Raw genomic sequence first — 17,190 nt, 5'->3', positions numbered from 1 at the left:
CCATGGAGTCGATCGACGACGCGCTGGTCACCGGGCGGCGCGGACTGCGCACCCGGCCCGGAACGCTGCTGCTCGGCCCCACCGGCGCGCGGCTCTGGGCCGACTACCTGGAGCAGCGGCCCGGCTTCGCCGGCGCGATCGACCTCGTGCACAAGCTCAACATCCCGCTGCTGTTCACCGTGACCGGCGCCGACCTGCCGGAACCGTGGGAGGCCCACTGGCGGCCGAGCCGGCTGACGGTGTCGGCCGTCTCGGTTCATGGCGTCGAGTTCGCCGAGGACAAGTTCGTCACCTGGGACGACTGCGCGGTGTCGAGGCAGGTGTGGACCAACCGGAGCGCCGATCCGGTGACGCTGCGGCTCGAGACCGACCGGTCCTGGATCGGCGCCGACGGGTTCGGCGCGCGGGCGGTCGAGAGGCACGGGTTCACGGTGCTCGCGCTGGTGCGGTCGTCGGAGCCGGCGCTGTGGGACGGCGTCACGGTCGGCCCCGGTGAACGGTTCGAGGTGGTCGTCGCGGCGGCGCTCGGGCTCGCGGCGACGGAGAGCCGCGACGACCTGGCGCGCCGGCTCGACGGCGTGCTGGCCGACGCGGAAGACGGGCGCGACGGGCGCCCGGCTGTCGTCGGCAGTACCCCGGGCGAGGTGTCACCCAACCCCGTCATTCATCGGCAGGAGCAGAGCTACCAGCGGTGGTTCGACCTCGTCCCGTCGTTCAGCTGCAGCGATCCGGTGCTGACCCGCACGTGGGCTTACCGCTGGTTCCTGCTGCGGCACAACCTCGCCGTCCCCGGCGTCGGCGGGCTACCCGACGCGCTGTTCTACGAGGGCCGCGCGCACAAGATGACGAAGACGCCGTGGGAGCCGGTCGGCTGGGAGTTCAGCAAGCTCATCCCGCTGTCCAGCCCGATGCACCTGCTCGAGGCGCGCTGGCACCCCGACCCGTCGCTCGGCGCCGGGCTCTGGCGCACGCTGCGTGCCGCTCAGGGCGACGACGGCCTGTTCCGCAGCCGCACGGTCGCCGACGAGTTCCACGCCTACGCCAACTTCCTTGGCTGGGCCAGCTACCAGTACGCCCTGGTGCACCGCGACGCCGACGGCGTGGCGGCGATGCGCGACTCACTGGCGGCACAGGTGCGTGGCGAACGGCGCAAGCTCGCCACCGGCGGCGACGAACTGCCGATCGAGACCGAGCACATCCTGACCGGCAAGGAGTACCAGCCCAGCTACTGGGCCTTCCACGACTACCCCGCCGACCCCCGCGATCGGTCCGGGTACACCCCGCTGAAGCGGGTCGACCGCGCGATCTACCACTACCGCAACGCCCGCGGGGTCGCGGCTCTGAGCCGACTGCTCGATGTCGGCGGAGACGCCGAGTTCGACGCACTCGCCGATGCCGTGGCGGCCGACGTGCTGGCGAAGCAGTGGGACGCCGGCACCGGGTTCTTCTACGACCTGCACCATGGCACCGACCAGAAGGCCATGGTCCGCAACGTCGTCGGGTTCTATCCGTACTGGGCCGGCATCGTCGGCGACGAGCACCTGCCCGGTCTCGAGGAGGCACTGCGGCTGTTCGGCACGGGAGCCCCGCTGCCGTCCACCGCGCCCGGCTCCCCCGTCTACAGCCCTGCCGGCGACTGGCGCGGCGTGTTCGTCAAGGGCCGCAACGGCTGCTCCTGGAACGGCCCGACCTGGCCCTACACGAACAGCGTGGTCATCGACGGCCTCGGTGCGACCAGCCGGCGGTTCGGGCATCGCTACGACGCCGAGTTCGGCCGGCTGCTGCGCTCGTACGCGCTGCTGCACTTCCAGCAGCGCGACGGCCGCACCCCATACCTCGTCGAGCATTACAACAGCGAGACCGGCGAGCCGATCAGCGACGAGGTCGACTACCTGCACTCCTACGTCATCGACCTGCTGGTCCGGTACGTCGCCGGGCTGGAGGCCGGGCCCGACGCCGTCACCGTCGACCCGCTCGACATCGGGCTGACGTGGTTCGCGCTGAGCGGCGTGCGGGTCGCCGGGCGCACCGTCGACGTCGCGTTCGACCGCGAGCACGGGCTGCGGGTCAGTGTCGACGGCGTCCAGGTCGCCGCGGCGTCCGGGCTCGCCCCGCTCACCGTCCCGCTGAGCTGACGCCCGGCGTCTCAGCACCGCCGCGCGTCAGCACGGCCGTGCGTCGGCACCGCCGCGCGTCAGCACGGCCGTGCGTCGGCCGCGCCTCGGCCCCGCCGCGCCTCGCCGTGGTCAGGCGAGTGTCGCGGCGCGGACGCAGAGCACGTCGGGCAGGTGCCGGATCAGCTCGGTCCACGTCTCGCCCTCGTCGGCGCTGGCGTAGACCGAGCCGTCACGGGTCCCGAAGTACACGCCGGCCGCGCCGTCGGCGTCGTCCACGCACATCGCGTCGCGCAGCACGACCCCGTAGAAGCCGCCGGGCAGCCCGTCCGCCGACCGCGACCAGCTGCCGCCGCCGTCGTCGGTCCGCCAGACCTGCAGCTGCCGCTCCGGCGGCGTGCGCTCGCCGTCGGCGATCAGCGGCGCCACCCATGCGGTCGAGCCGCGCCGCGGATGGGCGACGATCGGGAAGCCGAAGTCGGCCGGCAGCCCACCGTCGATCGGCTGCCACGTCGCGCCGCCGTCGCCGGAGCGGTAGACGCCGCCGTGGTTCTGCGCGTACAAGCGGTCCGGGTCGGCCGCGTCGCGCGACACCTTGTGGACGCACTGCCCGTACTCCGGCGGCTCGCCGGGCAGGTAGTCGGTGCGGATACCGGTGTTCGACGGCGACCAGCTGGCGGCGCCGTCGTCGGTGACGTAGACGCCGCCGGTCGACATCGCGACGAGCACGCGCCGGTCGTCGGCCGGGTGCGGCAGGACGGTGTGAATGGCCTGGCCCCCGAACCCGGGTTCCCAGGTGGGCCGGTGCGGGTGGTTCCACAGCGACTCGACCAGCCCGAACGTCTCGCCGCCGTCGTCGGAGCGCCAGAGCGCCGACGGTTGCGAACCGGCCCAGACGACGCCCGGCCGGGCCTCGGTGTCCGGCCGCAGCTGCCACACCGCCTCGACGGACGCGCCGGCCTCGGCCGGGAACCGGATGCCGCTGCCGTCGGCCGCCTCGGTCCACGTCGCACCGAGGTCGTCGGACCATGAGACGCCCGGCCCCCAGTGCGAGCTGCTCGCGCCGACCAGCAGCCGGGTGCGCCCACCGCGCGTGTCGACGGCGCACGCGGCGACCGAGTGCATCAGGAAGTGCGGCCCGTCGACCGACCACGTCCGGCGGTCGGCGCTGCGCAGCAGCCAGAGGCCCTTCTTCGTGCCGACGGCGAGCAGGACGTCAGTCATCGCGATCGCCTCCCGCCGGCCAGATTACGCCGGTTCTCAGGCTCCGGGGCCGACGACGACGTTCGCGAGCGGCTCGCCGGCCGCGAGCCGCGTCAGCTGCGACTGCACCAGCCGCCTGGCCCGCGGCAGGAACGCCGACGACAGGCCGCCGACGTGCGGCGAGATCAGCGCGCCGGGCAGCGTCCACAGCGGGTGTCCGGGCGGCAGCGGCTCCGGGTCGGTGACGTCGACGGCGGCGCGGATGCGGCCCGTCCCGACCTCGGCGACCAGCGCGTCGGTGTCGACGATCGGCCCGCGGGCGACGTTGACCAGCACCGCGCCGTCGCGCATCCGGCCCAGGAAGCCCGCGTCGACCATGCCGCGCGTCTCGTCGGTCAGCGGCAGGATGAGGATGACCACGTCGGCCCGGCCGAGCAGCTCCGGCAGCGCGTCGAAGCCGGCGACGCCCTCGCGCGCCGTGCGGGCGACCTTGAGCACGTCGCACTCGAACGGCTGCAGCCGCGCCTCGATCGCCCGGCCGATCGCGCCGTATCCGACGATGAGCACCGTCCGGTCGGCCAGCGAGTCGTACCAGCCCTGCAGCCACTCGCCCGTCGGCGCGGCCCGGACGAACGCGGGGATGCCGCGCAGCGTCGCCAGCGTCAGTGTGACCGCGAGCTCGGCGGTGCTGGCGTCGTGCACGCCGCGCGCGTTGCAGAGCGTGAGCCCGTCGCGCACGTGGGGCAGGACGTGCTCGTAGCCCGCGGTGAGCGTCTGGAGGGCACGCAGCTTGGGCAACCGCTCGATGAGGTCGACGGCGGCCGGCGAGAAGCCGTACGGGATGACGTAGTACTCGATCCGGTCCAGCACGTCCTGCGACGGGATGTCCGTCGTGTCGGCACTGGTCAACATGTCGGGTCCCGTGCTCGTGGTGAGTTCGCCGGCCCAGACGTGCACGTCGAGCCCGGGCGGCAGCGCCAATGAGTCGGCGGGGAACGGGATGAGGACGTCCACCATGGTCCTCGAACCTACCGCTGCGTGCGTGACACGATGGGGCGGTGTCCATCCGGCGGATGATCGTGGTGGTCGCGGCGCTGGCCGTGGCGGGCGCGTCCTGCTCGGAGTCGGGGTCGGACGAGGGCTCGTCGCCGTCCCCCTCCTCGTCCGCGTCCTCGTCACCGTCGCCGTCGCTGACACCGGTGACGCCGTCGCCGTCGACACCCGCCGCGCAGCCCGGACCCGTCACGCCGTCAGCGGCGGAGGAGATCGTGACCGGGCTGGCCGCCCCGTGGAGCATCGCGTTCGTGCCCGGCAGCGACGGGCAGGCCCTGGTGACGCAGCGCGACGAGGCGACGATCGTGCTGGTCGACGCGGCCGGGACGGTGACGCCGGTCGGGCCGGTGCCCGGGGTCGACGGGAGCGGCGAGGGCGGGCTGCTCGGCCTCGCGTTCGACCCCGCGTCGCCGACGGATCTCTACGTCTACGCGACGATGGGGTCGCAGAACGTCGTGCAGCGGACGACGTACTCCGATGGCGCGCTGGGCGAGTTATCGGTGGTCATCGACGGCATACCCGCGGGGACGCGGCACGACGGCGGGCGGCTGGCGTTCGGGCCTGACGGCATGCTGTACATCTCGACCGGCGAGAGCGGCGATCCGGACGACGCGCAGGACCTCGGGAGCCTGGGCGGGAAGATCCTGCGGATCACGCCCGGCGGCGACGTGCCCGGCGACAACCCGTTCGACGGATCGCCGATCTGGTCCTACGGGCACCGCAACGTCGAGGGTCTCGCGTTCGACGACGACGGCCGGCTGTGGGCGTCGGAGTTCGGCGACCGGTCGGCCGACGAGTTGAACCTCATCCAGGCCGGCGGCAACTACGGCTGGCCGTTCGTCGAGGGCATCGGCGGCGCGCCCGACTACATCGATCCCGTCGTCGAGTGGCGGCCGACGTCCGAGGCGTCGCCGAGCGGGATCGCGTACGTGCGCGACACGATCTTCGTCGCGGCGCTGCGGGGCGAGCGGCTATGGCAGGTGCCGGTCTCCGGCGAGACGGCGGGCGAGCCGGCGGCCTTCGTGACCGACGACGGGCGGCTGCGCGACGCCGTCGTCGCGCCCGACGGGACGCTGTGGGTGCTGACGAACAACACCGACGGCCGCGGCGACGCCCGTCCCGGCGATGACCGGATCCTCCGGCTGACGCTGACACCTTAGGGTTCTTTGGCCTGGTCGGGGGACGTTTCGGACGTTCGTGGTCAGGGTGGTCCCCGGTCCGGGAATCAGGGGACGATCGTCACCGAGTCGGAGCCTCAGGTGATCGATTCGGTTCTAGCGTTGAGCCATGGCCAACGAGACGACGCCGGCGGTGAGCGGGCCGGTGATGAGCGGGCCCGGCGTGGAAGCGCCCGAAGGGCCGGGCGTTCGTCGCCGTCCGGTGCGACGGGGTCTGTCGTTCGCCGGCATCGCCGCCGCGGCGTTCGCCGGGCTGACCGCGGTGTCGTGGATCACCCACTCGCAGGACTCGGTGACCGTCGCTGAGCGGGTCGACCGCGTCGAGATCGACGTCTCCTCGGGCCGCGTCGAGATCGTCGGGTCGCCGTCGGGAGAGACCCGGCTGGACTTCTCAGTGAAGTCCGGCTGGAGCCGCGACGGCGGGATCGAGCACTCGGTGGCGGGCGGCGTGCTCCGGGTGACCGGCGGCTGCGACTCCGGCCTGTTCGGCGTCTGGTGCGAGTCCGACGTCACGATCACCGTCCCGTCGTCGGCTTCCGTCTCGGCCGAAGCGTCCGCCGGGACGCTGGTCGTGTCGGGACTGTCCGGTGCGACGTGGCTCGACTCGGACGCCGGCTCGATCGAGGTGTCGGACCATCGCGGCCCGCTGACCGCCCACTCCGACGCCGGCTCCGTCCGGGTGAGCGGACTGGATGCCGACGTCGTCAAGGTGACGTCGAGCGCGGGTGAGGTGGAGATCGAGGCGGTGTCGCCGCCGCGCTCGTTGGACGCGGAGTCCAGCGCCGGCTCGGTACGGGTGTCTCTGCCCGGCGACGCCACCTACGACGTCGAGACCGATTCGGCGGTCGGCAGCGAGCTCGTCACTGTCGATTCGGTGCCGGGCGCGCGCCACGAGATCCGCGCCTTCTCCAGCGCCGGCTCCGTCGAGGTGGTGAGCGCTCGCTGAGCGTGGTCTTCGTCCCCGGGCCGAGCCGGTCCGGGCGGGTGGCGTCCGGCTGTCCGTCCGGCGCCTGCCGGCTCGCGGTTCAGCCGGTCTCGATGACCTGACGTTCTCCGATGCGGACGTGGGCGGTGCTGGCCGGCTGCGGCGCCTCGAGCGTCCCGCTCGCGCCCGTCGACGCATCCCAGGTCGCCGTCCAGTTCGCCGTCGCCGTGACGGCGTAGGCGGTGCCGGGCTGGTCGGCGCTGGTCCGTGCGTAGACATGCCCGCAACTCGGCGACGGCCGGACGCCCAAGCCCTGCCGGTACGCCTCTCCGGGCGTCTCGCACATCACCCTCCCGCCGTCGCCCATGTCCCAGCTGACGCCCTCGACCGCTGCCGTCACGGTCACCGTCACCCCGCCGACCGTGACCGACTCCTCCACCGGTCCCCACGTCGTCGGCCCAGCGTTCGTCACCCACATCCACACCGGCGCGCCGACCAGCCCGATGCTGGTGGACGCTTGCTCCAGCGGACGCGGCGCCAACCCGAGCTCCAGCGGCTCGAAGGCCATGCCCTCGAGGACCTGCCGCGCCACCTCCTCCGGATCCACGACAACCGGCGTTTGCTCCCCTGGCGCCTCAGCCGCCCAAAAGTCTCGATACGATCCCCACGTCGGCTGGCCGCCGTCTCCCACGGCAGTCAATTTGATGCATCGGTAGACAGAGCCATCGCCCGGCGTGTGCCCCTCCCATCGCGGATCATCGGCAGGAACGTCACTTGATATGTCTCCGATGTAGCAGTCGAACGGCGCGGCCAGGAACTGGTAGTCGCCGACCAAGCACGGCGCATTCAGAACGAGCGGATCGCTTTGATGGCAATCAGTCGCAATCTCGTCGCCCGAGCCATCCTCATCGGGCACGCAGAACACGCCGTTCCAGCTTGACCCGAGAGGACAACCAGCAACGGCCGCCAAAGGAGCCGCTTCACCCGCGACCGAATTGAGGCCCCAAGAGCAAGCAGCGAGAGCATACACAATGGAAAATGCGGAGGACGCGCTCACTGACACGCCTCGGTCACTTCTATGTCGATCATCGTCATGAACCAGCCATCACGACCTGGTAGCAGCCTGCTCACAAACGTCCATTCCTGATACGCGCTTGGTTCGGTCGGAAGATCAGCCGAAGCTCCGCTGTAATTCACGAATGTCAGTCCACTCAGATCCAGGCATGCGTAGCCTTGGGCGCTGGCAGAACCACCATCACTCAACTCGATGCTGCGGACATCAAGGGCCGCGACCACCGTCTGGCCAACCTGTTCAATTTCAGAACTCAGGAATGCGTTTGTGCTGTTGAGGAACGCGATCTGCGCATCATCCAGCATCCGCATCTTCAACTCGACAAGCGCAAAATTCCAGGCAGGGTCAGCCGCAGCATCATCACCGTAGTCGCTGGCGCTGGCTTTGAAGTCGTCCCAGGCGGCGATGAGCTGTTCGAAGGTGGCCTCGATGTCGGCCGCGGCCTGCTCCTCAGGGGTGAGCGCCGGCGGCGCGGTGAGGGCGGGTTCGGTCGTCGACGCAGTGGGAGGCGGGGGCTGGGGGTCTCCGTCCCCGCCGCAAGCAGCAGTCAGCAACACGGCAACCGCGACCGCCGCGGCCACCGCAGGGGCCGTCGCCCGTCGTGTGGTGAACAAGGTGCACTCCTTCTGGGCGCGGCCAGGAACCGAGCGGATGATCTTACGGCGAGCGGCGGCCGGGCACGGGAAGACCGGCAACCAAGCGACGCGCGGCCGAGCACTCGCCGCAAACCGTCCTGTCATCTATAGGTGCCTCCCGAAGCCCGAACGTGACAGCCGCCCTGGCGCCGACCGTAAGACGACGGATAAGATGCTGGTATGGCCAAGGAGAAGATGACCGTCACCCTCGATCCGTCCACCCTGGCCGACGTCGACGCGGACGCGCGGCAGGCGGGGCTGAACCGCTCGGAGTTCGTCGAGCGGGCGCTGCGCCGCGAGCACTACCGGAGGCTCCTCGAGCGGGCCGGCCGGCCGGTCCGGCCCAAGGCCGCCGAGAGCGACCAGCAACTGCGCGACCTACTCGCCTGGCAGCGCAACCCCTCGTGAACCCGGGCGAGATCTGGCGGCTCGAGGACGGGTCGCTGCGCATCGTGCTGAGCAACGCGATCTACAACTCCAGCCAGCTGAACCAGGTCGTCACGGCCGTCGTCGGGCCGGCGCCGGAGCAGTTCGAGCCGTTCGCGGTCACCACCGGTGCGGGGACGGTGTTCGCCGACCGGCTGGCGATGCACCCGCGGCACTGGCTCACCCAGCACGTCGCGACGCTGACGGCGGGGCAGCTCGCCGACGCCCGCCGCCATCTGACGTTCCTGCTGCACGACGACTGAACGAGGGCCCGGCGCCCGAATAAACCGTTGCGCCCGGACGACGCCACCAGCAGCATTGTCATCATGCAGCGCATCGTGAATCCCCCGCGGACACCAGGCGACACTCGCCTGGCGATGCGGCTGCCCCAAAGCGCCAGGGCGATGCGCAGGCGAGGGCTACTTCGGAATCGTGTGTTCCGGGTTCGAGTCCCGGCGGTCTGCGGGCCGTAGCTCAACCGGCAGAGCGACGAGCCTTCGCCGCCTCTGTTCTCGCCCTGGCCCCACGTTCGCCGATGCGACGAGCCGGGCTACTTCACCGATGAGAGGGACGGCCACGCGGCCGCGTCCCGGCTCACCTCGAGTTCTCGGCAGCGACCCCGAAAGACGGCCCGGAAGGAGGGCACTCCCATGAGCAAGTTCGACCGCATCAGCAAGGCCACCGGTGTCACCGCGATGCTCACGAGCCCCGTCCGGGCGCTGCGAAACGTCCGCACCCGCACCCACGAGGGCGCACCCGCGTACGTCCGCGACGTGAAGAGCGAGCTGTTCCTGCTCGCCGTCACGAACCTCGCCGGTGAGGACACCTTCTACGAGAGCGCCGCCGACCGGGACGAGCGGTTCCGCGACCTCGTGCACGCGGCCACCAGCGAGGACCCGGAGTGGGTCACCCGGCTGGTGCCGTGGCTGCGCGACACCGCGAACCTGCGGTCGGCGCCGGTCGTCGCGGCGGTGGAGTACGTGCACGCCGGCGGGCCGTTCGGACGGCGGGTCGTCGACAGCGCTCTGCAGCGGGCCGACGAGCCGGCCGAGGTGCTCGCGTACTACACGTCGCGGTACGGGCGGGCGCTGCCGCAGCCGATCAAGCGGGGCGTCGCCGACGCCGCGCGGCGGCTATACACCGAGCGGGCGGCGCTCAAGTACGACGGCGTCTCGCGGGCCTGGCGCATGGCCGACGTGCTCGAACTGTGCCACGTGCGGCCGCGCGACGAGGCGCAGTCGGCGTTGTTCCGCTGGCTGCTCGACCGCCGGCACGGCCGCGCGGCGACGGCGACGGCGACGGCGACGGCCCGACTTCCGGTCGTCACGGCGCACACCGCGCTGCAGGCGATCCCGCCCGGCGAGCGGCGTCAGCACCTCGACGCCGACACGCTCGCCGCGGCGGGCGTGACGTGGGAGTCGCTGGCGGGCTGGCTCGGCGGGCCACTGGGCCGGACGGCGTGGGAGGCGATCATCCCGTCGACGGGCTACATGGCGCTGCTGCGCAACCTGCGCAACTTCGACCACGCCGGCGTGAGCGACGCCGTCGCCGAGCGGGTGGCGGCGAAGCTGGCCGACCCGGGCGAGGTGCGCCGCTCGCGGCAGTTCCCGTTCCGGTTCGTCGCCGCCTACCGCAACGCGCCGTCGCTGCGGTGGGCCTACGCGCTGGACCGCGCCCTCGAGGCGGCGACGGCGAACGTGCCGGCGCTCGCGGGACGCACGCTCGTGCTCGTCGACACGTCCGCGTCGATGCGGCGGGCGCTGTCGGCCCGATCGTCCATGTCGGCGATCGAGGCCGCGGCCGTCTTCGGCGTCGCGCTGGCCAAGCGCGGCAACGACGTCGACCTGTACGGGTTCGCCGACGGCGTGTTCGCCCACCGCGTCCCGCCGGCCGCGTCGCTGCTGACGGAGGTCGGACGGCTGTGCGGGCGGGTCGGCGAGGCCGGTCACGGCACGCGCATCGCCGAGTCGCTGCGGACGACGTACCGGGCACACGACCGCGTGGTCATCGTGACCGACCTGCAGACGTTCCCGGACGCCGGCGGCAACGACGCGGTCGCCCGCGTCCCGGCGCAGGTCCCGGTCTACGGGTTCAACCTCGGCGGGTATCGGCCGACGGTGCTCGCGGCCGGACGGGCGAACCGGCACGAGTTCGGCGGCCTCGGCGACGGCACGTTCACGATGATCGGGCTGCTCGAGGAGGGTCGCTCCGCCGGCTGGCCGTTCTAGGACGGCCGACGACGGGTGGTGTCGCCGCGGCGGCACCACCCGTCGAGGAATCGAACCGCGCCCGGGCCACGCACCCCTTGACCTCACATGGCTAACGGTTATAGTCATGGCTAACGGTTATAGGGAGGGTGGATGCAGCAGGAAGTGGTCCTCGCGCTGCTCGCGAAGGAGCCGTCGCACGGATACCAGTTGCGGGCGAGGCTCCGGCAGGCGCTCGGCCCGATCGGCGAGGCGATGAACGCCGGACAGGTGTACGTGGTCCTGACCCGCCTGGAGAAGGCCGGCCTCGTCACCACCGAGCGGCCCGAGCTGGCGACCGGCCCAGCCGCCGCCCCCACGGCCGACCGCAAGACCTACGCCCTCACCCCGAAGGGCCAGCAGCGCGTCGCCGAGTGGATGACCGAGGTGAGCTGGCCCAAGCCGGACCTCACGGAGTTCCACCTCAAGCTCGTCGCGGCCGCTGCGGCGGGGCTGGCCGATCCGCTGAGCATCGTCGACACGCAGCGACGCGAACTGCTGCGCCGGCTGCGGGAGGCGCAGCGCGCCGCCATGGCCGAGCCCGACGGAGCGGAGGCGGGCCTGTTGCTGGAGGGCATCGTGCTCCGGCTGCAGGCCGATCTGCGCTGGCTGGAGGCCTGCGAACGCAGCTGGACGACCCGAAGGAGCACCTCGTGAGCAGCATCCTCAGCACCCGCGGGCTGACCAGGACCTACGGCGACGGCGAGAGCCTGGTCCGGGCGGTCGACGGGGTCGACCTCGACGTGGCGGCGGGCGAGACGGTCGCCGTGATGGGACCGAGCGGCTGCGGGAAGTCGACGCTGCTGCACCTGGTCGGCGGGCTCGACCGCGCGAGCGGCGGCGAGATCCACCTCGCCGGCCGCCGCGTCGACCAACTCACCGAACGCGCCCTGGCCCGGCTGCGCCGCACCGACGTCGGCTTCGTGTTCCAGGCCTTTCACCTGATGGACGAGCTCACCGTCATCGAGAACGTGGAACTGCCCGCCCTGCTCGCCGGCCGCTCGCCGCGGGCGGCCCGCGCCCGCGCCACCGAGTTGCTGCGCCGGGTCGGGCTCGACGCGAAGGGCGACGCGCTCCCGACGGCGCTCTCCGGCGGCCAGCGGCAGCGGGTCGCCGTCGCGCGTGCGCTGAGCAACGAGCCGGTCCTCGTCCTCGCCGACGAACCCACGGGCAATCTCGACAGCGCCGCCACCCTCGACGTGCTGCGGCTGTTCGAGGACCTGCACGAAGCCGGCCAGACCCTGGTCATCGTCACGCACGACGAGCGCATCGCGGCGACGGCGGACCGGCTGATCTCGATGCGCGACGGCGCGTTCGTCGACGAGACGCGGCTGACCGGCGGAACGACCGGACACCTCGGCGCGCTCGCCGGACTCGAGGGCTGACGACCATGGGACGATTCCTGCTCGTCGCCCGCCTTGCCGCCCGTGACCTTCGACGGCGTCCGGCGGAGGCTGTGCTGTTGCTGCTCGCCATCGCCGCCGCGACGACGACGCTGACGCTCGGACTGGCGATCCACGGCGTGGCCAGCGATCCGTTCCAGAGCAGCCGCGAGACCACCGCCGGGCCCGATGTGACCGCCGTGATCATGCCGGACCCCGAGGGCGGCGCCGTCGACCCTGCGGTCCTCGACGGACTCACCGGCGCCGACGGCGTCGTCGACCACAGCGGTCCGTATCCGGTCGCCGGCGCCACGCTGACGCACGGGGACCGGACGATGGACGTGCAGGCCGTCGGCCGCGACACCGAGCCGGCCGCCGTCGACCGGCCGGCGGTGACGGACGGCGACTGGGTGCGCGGCGGCGGCGTGGTCGTCGAGGCCGCGTTCGCCGAGGCCACCGGCCTCCAGGTCGGCGACCCGGTCACGCTGGCGGGCCGCTCGTTCGAGGTCGCCGGCATCGCCGTCACCACGGCCCTCGTGCCTTATCCGTGGACGACGTGCCTGGTCCACTGCGTCCTCGGTCAGCTGCCCGAGGGCATGCGGTCCGCGCCCGGCGCCGTGCGGGAACCCGGCACGGTCTGGCTCACCGTCACCGACGTCGAGGAGATCGCGTCCGGACCGCTGTCCTACGTCAGCTACCTGAAGCTCGCCGACCCGGACGACGCGCAGGCATTCGTCGACGCGCACAACCAGGACCAGCCGGGTGCGCCGCGCCTGGAGCCGTGGCAGCACACGTTCGAGCAGGTCACGCACCTGGAGCGGAACAGCCAGCGGGTGCTGACGACCGGCGGCTGGCTGCTCGGCATCCTGGCCGTCGCCAGCGTCGCGGTCCTCGTCGGCGGACGGATGGCCGACCAGACCCAGCGGGTCGGGCTGCTGAAGGCCGTCGGCGCCACGCCAGGCCTGGTGGCGGCCATTCTGCTGACCGCGCATGTCGCCGTCGCTCTCCTCGCGTCCGCGGCCGGGCTGGTCGCGGGTCGGCTGACGGCCCCGTTGCTCAGCGAGCGGACGCCGGGCCTGATCGGCGCGGCCGGCGACCCCGCGCTCACGCTTCGGACCATCGCCATCGTCACGGCGGTCGCGCTGGGCGTCGCCGTGACCGCGACGCTCGTCCCGGCGATCCGCTCCGCGCGGACCAGCACGGTCGACGCTCTCAACGACGCCGCGAGGCCACCGCGCCGCGTCGGCTGGCTGGTCGCGCTCTCCTCGCGCCTGCCGGTCGCCCTGCTCATCGCCCTGCGCGTGGCGGGGCGGCGGCCGCGGCGGGTCGCGCTGAGCATCGCCAGCATGACGGTCACCGTCAGCGGGGTGGTCGCCGCGATGGCGGCGAACGCACAGCTCGCCGCGCAGCCGATCCTGGACGCCGACACCGAGACGCAGCGGCTGGGCGAGCTGCTGCTGATCATCACCGTCACGCTGATCGCGCTCGCGGCGGTCAACACGATCGTCGTCACCTGGGCCACGGTGCTCGACGTCCGGCACGCGTCGGCGCTCACCCGGGCGCTCGGCGCCACGCCGGCCCAGCTCAGCGCTGGCCTCTCGTTCGCGCAGGTGCTGCCGGCCTTCGTCGGCGCGGTGCTGGGCGTCGGCGGCGGACTGGTGCTCTACACGGCCGTCGACCCCGACGAGGTCCCGCTGCCGCCGGTCTGGTGGCTGGCCGCGCTGGTCCCCGGTGTGATGCTGGCGGTCGCGGCGCTGACGGCGGTCCCGGCGCGACTCGCCGCCCGCCGTCCGGTCGCGCCGCTGCTGCAGGCCGAGCTGGCCTGAACGAGCCGTCAGACGACGGCGTTGCCCAGCACCGAGGCGGCGGCATCCTGGTCGTCGACGCACAGGACGGCGACGAACTGCGAGTCGGAGACCCGCACCGGCAGGAACACCTCGACGTTGACCCCGGCGTCGGCGAGCTTGCGGAACGTCGCGGCGCCGGCGCCGGGAGCGTTCTTCAGCCGCACCGTCAGCGCCTCGCGCTCGGTGGCGTCGAAGTCGGCGTCCTGCAGTGCCGACCGTGCCGCCGCCTCGTCGTCGGCGATGAACGCCACCGTGCCGGCATCGCCGTGTACCACCCCGCAGATGACCAGGTTGACGTCGCGCGCCGCCATCACCTCACACAGGTCGGCGAGCCGCCCGGGCTGGTTCTCGAACTCGACGGTGAAGGCGCTCATGGCGCTCACCTCCTACGACAGGAGTCATCACGGCCAACGTACCCCCGGACGTCAGCCGATCGACCGCAACCGCGGCAGCAACTCGGCCACCGCCGTGGCCTGCACCTCGGCCGTGCCCGCCTGGGTGATGAGGATGATGTCGTCGGCGCCGGCCCGCGCGTAGGCCTCGACCACCGGGAGGACGTCCTCGGGCCGGTCGCCCAGCCGCAGCTGGATCGTCCGCCGGATCTGCCCGGGGTCGCGCCCGACGTCGGCACAGTGGGCGTCGAGCACACCGGACAGCTCGGCGAACGTCTCCGGGTCGGCGTCGCCGGTGGCGTTCCAGACGTCGGCGTACTGCGCGGTGATGCGCAACGTCCGCTTGCGCCCGCTGCCGCCGATCCAGATCGGCGGGTACGGCGACTGGACCGGCTTCGGCTCGGCGACGGCGTCGTCGATGCGGTAGTGCTCGCCGGCGAACGTGGTGCGCTCCTGCGTCCACAGCGAGCGGATGATCTGGCAGGCCTCGTCGAGGCGGTCGAGCCGCTCGCCCGCGGTGCCGAACCGCAGCCCGAACATCGTGTGCTCGTACTCGGCCCACGCGGCGCCGAGGCCGAACTCGAGCCGGCCGCCGGAGAGGTGGTCGACGGTGACGGCCAGCTTGGCCAGCACGCCGGGGTGGCGGTACGTGTTGCCGGTGACCATGCAGCCGATGCGGACCCGGGTGGTGGTCTCGGCCATCGCCGCGAGCAGCGCCCACGCGTCGAAGATGTCGCCCGTGGTGTCGCCGCCGATGGTGGCGAAGTGGTCCATGTTCCAGACGTGGTCGAAGCCCGCGTCGTCGGCGACCCGCCACACCGCCCGGTACTCGTCGATGGGGGCATGCTGGCTCAGCTTCAGTCCGTAGCGCACCGCGATAGTCAACCACGTCCGGTCGCAGTGGAGCGACGTCTCCGCGGCCGGCGTCCGAGTGAACGTCCGGCAGGCCTGGAGGTCCCGACCGATGGCGACTGAGACTCAGCCCACCAGTTGCAAGCCGCACACATGTTCGATAAGATCAACTGCAGATCGGGCCGTCACCGGGAGCGGCAGCAGTGGGTTCCCGGACATCGAAGCAGGGCACCGCACCAGGTGTCCTCACCTCGTCCACGGTCGCAGCGAGTCCGTCTGCGGTCGTCCTCCCCAGCCCGACGGGCCAACGCGGGTGGCGCGCGTCCCGGACACAGGGACCGCAACCTCATCGTGGACGAGAAGGGGACGTGTGATGTCCGATCCGATCGACCGCCTGGCCACGGCGCCTCCGGGTGCCGAGCTGGCCTCCCTGCTCGCGTGCGTCGACGTCACGAGCCTGTCTCCGCACCACCTGATCGCGGTGGCGCTGGCGCGGCAGCGTCAGGTCGCACACGAAGAGGCCGCGCTGTTGCGGGTGTTCGCCGAGTTGGCGGCCCGGCCGCAGTACCAGCGGTGCGGCGCCCCGGACGACCTCGGCGCGGGGCACACCCACCGGGCGGTCGGGGCCGCAGGCGACGAGGTGTCGCTGGCCCTGCGCTGGAGCCCCGGCCGCGCGACCGCGCGGGTCGCGCTGGCGGTCGAGCTGCTCGAGGACCTCCCGGACACCTTCGCCGCACTCGCCGCCGGCCACATCGACGCGGACAAGGCGCGACTGATCGCCGATCGCACCCGCTGCCTCGCCGACCCCGCGGTGCGCCGCCGCGTGGAGGCCGTCGTGCTGCCCGATGCGCAGGCCCGCACCCGGTGGGTACTGGACCAGCGACTACGCCGCGAGGTCATCGCCGCCGACCCCGCCGGAGCCGAAGGCCGCCGCCGCCGGGCCGCCGAGCACCGCTACGTCAGCCGTCCCGAGCCCGCCGCGCCGGGCGGCGAGGACGGCATGGCCACCCTCACCCTCTGCGGACCGGCCGAAGACGTCACCGCACTGTGGGTGGCCACCGACGCCGCCGCGCGGCACGCCCGCACCACCGGAGACGACCGCACGCTCGACCAACTCCGCTTCGACCTCCTCACCGGCCTGGCCTGGACCGCGCTCGAATCCGGGCACCTCGGCTGCTGTCACCCCACCTGCACGACCCACCCGCCCACCAGCGATGCGGAAGCCAGGAGCGATCCGGCGCCCACCCAACCGGGCCACCCCGGCACGCCGGGCGCTACCGCAGGGCCGCTGGTGCTCGGGCGGCGCCGCGGCCGGGCGGCCACGGTGCACGTCACCGTGCCCATCAACGCGCTGGCAGGGACCGACGCGACACCGGGCGAGCTCGACGGGTACGGCCCCGTCACCGCCGCTGCCGCCTGCCACCTCGCCGCCGATGCCACCATGCGCCGGCTGCTCACCGACCCCGCCGACGGCCGACTGCTCGAGTACGGGCGCAACACCTATGCCCCACCCGCCCACCTCGCCGCCCACATCGTCACCCGCGACCGCACCTGCCGCTTCCCCACCTGCCACCGGCCGGCCACCGAGGCCGAGATCGACCACCAGGCGCCCTACGCACACGGCGGCACCACCGGCGCGGACAACACGTGGGCACTTCACAGCGGTCACCACCGGGCCAAGACCTGGCACGGGTTCGCCGTCACGACGGACTCCCACGGCGCCACATGGTGGATCACCCCCGCTGGGCGGTGTTACCCGGTCGACCCCGAAATCATCGGCCCGATCTGCGCCCGATCGCCCGGACGACGACCTGCTGGCGACACACACCCCGGATTCGTTCCGTTCTGATGCGTGATCGCCGTGA

General features: G+C 72.5%; 16 protein-coding genes. 10 read left to right on the top strand and 6 right to left on the bottom strand.

What is annotated here, in order from left to right:
- The first annotated feature begins 2 nt into the window (after positions 1-2).
- On the top strand, positions 3-2,135 hold the full coding sequence (locus DZA62_RS28850) for an MGH1-like glycoside hydrolase domain-containing protein (protein ID WP_116952410.1): 2,133 nt from the start codon (positions 3-5) through the stop codon (positions 2,133-2,135).
- 111 nt (positions 2,136-2,246) lie between these two features.
- Here the strand turns inward: DZA62_RS28850 and DZA62_RS28845 are convergent, their stop codons facing one another.
- A complete protein-coding gene (locus DZA62_RS28845; RefSeq protein ID WP_116952409.1) occupies positions 2,247-3,338 on the bottom strand; it encodes a WD40/YVTN/BNR-like repeat-containing protein in 1,092 nt (363 codons plus the stop codon).
- A gap of 36 nt (positions 3,339-3,374) precedes the next feature.
- Complete coding sequence (locus DZA62_RS28840; protein ID WP_116952408.1) at positions 3,375-4,334, bottom strand: 2-hydroxyacid dehydrogenase; 960 nt, start codon at positions 4,332-4,334, stop codon at positions 3,375-3,377.
- Between the two features lie 41 nt (positions 4,335-4,375).
- Here DZA62_RS28840 and DZA62_RS28835 point away from each other — a divergent pair, with 41 nt between their 5' ends.
- Complete coding sequence (locus tag DZA62_RS28835) at positions 4,376-5,530, top strand: PQQ-dependent sugar dehydrogenase (RefSeq protein ID WP_198664309.1); 1,155 nt, start codon at positions 4,376-4,378, stop codon at positions 5,528-5,530.
- Between the two features lie 127 nt (positions 5,531-5,657).
- Entirely contained in the window at positions 5,658-6,494 is an 837-nt protein-coding gene (locus tag DZA62_RS28830) for a DUF4097 family beta strand repeat-containing protein (protein WP_116952407.1), read from the top strand.
- Between the two features lie 79 nt (positions 6,495-6,573).
- Here DZA62_RS28830 and DZA62_RS28825 read toward each other — a convergent pair whose 3' ends face one another.
- Together DZA62_RS28825 and DZA62_RS28820 are read right to left on the bottom strand one after the other, a co-directional pair.
- Positions 6,574-7,080 carry a hypothetical protein gene (locus tag DZA62_RS28825; RefSeq protein ID WP_116952406.1) on the bottom strand — a complete coding sequence of 169 codons (507 nt, stop codon included), beginning with the start codon at positions 7,078-7,080 and terminating at the stop codon, positions 6,574-6,576.
- A gap of 446 nt (positions 7,081-7,526) precedes the next feature.
- On the bottom strand, positions 7,527-8,159 hold the full coding sequence (locus DZA62_RS28820; protein ID WP_157987972.1) for a hypothetical protein: 633 nt from the start codon (positions 8,157-8,159) through the stop codon (positions 7,527-7,529).
- Positions 8,160-8,360: 201 nt separating this feature from the next.
- Between DZA62_RS28820 and DZA62_RS28815 the strand changes: the two genes are divergently transcribed.
- The 6 genes from DZA62_RS28815 to DZA62_RS28790 all read left to right on the top strand — a co-directional run bounded on the left by DZA62_RS28815 (position 8,361) and on the right by DZA62_RS28790 (position 14,060).
- Positions 8,361-8,588 (top strand): ribbon-helix-helix protein, CopG family, encoded by a 228-nt coding sequence (locus tag DZA62_RS28815; RefSeq protein ID WP_116952404.1) that lies wholly within the window; start codon positions 8,361-8,363, stop codon positions 8,586-8,588.
- Entirely contained in the window at positions 8,585-8,869 is a 285-nt protein-coding gene (locus DZA62_RS28810; RefSeq protein ID WP_116952403.1) for a hypothetical protein, read from the top strand. The genes DZA62_RS28815 and DZA62_RS28810 overlap by 4 nt, the downstream gene beginning before the upstream one ends.
- Positions 8,870-9,256: 387 nt before the next feature.
- On the top strand, positions 9,257-10,834 hold the full coding sequence (locus DZA62_RS28805; RefSeq protein ID WP_116952402.1) for a TROVE domain-containing protein: 1,578 nt from the start codon (positions 9,257-9,259) through the stop codon (positions 10,832-10,834).
- Positions 10,835-10,966: 132 nt separating this feature from the next.
- Positions 10,967-11,509: a PadR family transcriptional regulator gene (locus tag DZA62_RS28800; RefSeq protein WP_116952401.1), complete on the top strand. Its 543-nt coding sequence runs from the start codon at positions 10,967-10,969 to the stop codon at positions 11,507-11,509.
- Positions 11,506-12,237: an ABC transporter ATP-binding protein gene (locus tag DZA62_RS28795; protein ID WP_198664308.1), complete on the top strand. Its 732-nt coding sequence runs from the start codon at positions 11,506-11,508 to the stop codon at positions 12,235-12,237. The genes DZA62_RS28800 and DZA62_RS28795 overlap by 4 nt, the downstream gene beginning before the upstream one ends.
- Positions 12,238-12,242: 5 nt before the next feature.
- A complete protein-coding gene (locus tag DZA62_RS28790) occupies positions 12,243-14,060 on the top strand; it encodes an FtsX-like permease family protein (RefSeq protein ID WP_116952400.1) in 1,818 nt (605 codons plus the stop codon).
- A gap of 8 nt (positions 14,061-14,068) precedes the next feature.
- Here DZA62_RS28790 and DZA62_RS28785 read toward each other — a convergent pair whose 3' ends face one another.
- Both DZA62_RS28785 and DZA62_RS28780 read right to left on the bottom strand, forming a co-directional pair.
- Positions 14,069-14,455 carry a hypothetical protein gene (locus tag DZA62_RS28785; protein ID WP_116952399.1) on the bottom strand — a complete coding sequence of 129 codons (387 nt, stop codon included), beginning with the start codon at positions 14,453-14,455 and terminating at the stop codon, positions 14,069-14,071.
- 51 nt (positions 14,456-14,506) lie between these two features.
- Positions 14,507-15,346, bottom strand: a complete 840-nt coding sequence (locus DZA62_RS28780) for an LLM class F420-dependent oxidoreductase (protein WP_198664307.1) — start codon at positions 15,344-15,346, stop codon at positions 14,507-14,509.
- A 352-nt stretch (positions 15,347-15,698) separates the two neighbouring features.
- Here DZA62_RS28780 and DZA62_RS28775 point away from each other — a divergent pair, with 352 nt between their 5' ends.
- Positions 15,699-17,174 (top strand): HNH endonuclease signature motif containing protein, encoded by a 1,476-nt coding sequence (locus DZA62_RS28775; protein ID WP_116952398.1) that lies wholly within the window; start codon positions 15,699-15,701, stop codon positions 17,172-17,174.
- The last annotated feature ends 16 nt before the right edge of the window (positions 17,175-17,190 follow it).

It is taken from the genome of Jiangella endophytica, assembly GCF_003427025.1.
Lineage (GTDB): Bacteria > Actinomycetota > Actinomycetes > Jiangellales > Jiangellaceae > Jiangella > Jiangella endophytica.
This window is presented reverse-complemented; position numbering and strand designations above follow the sequence as displayed.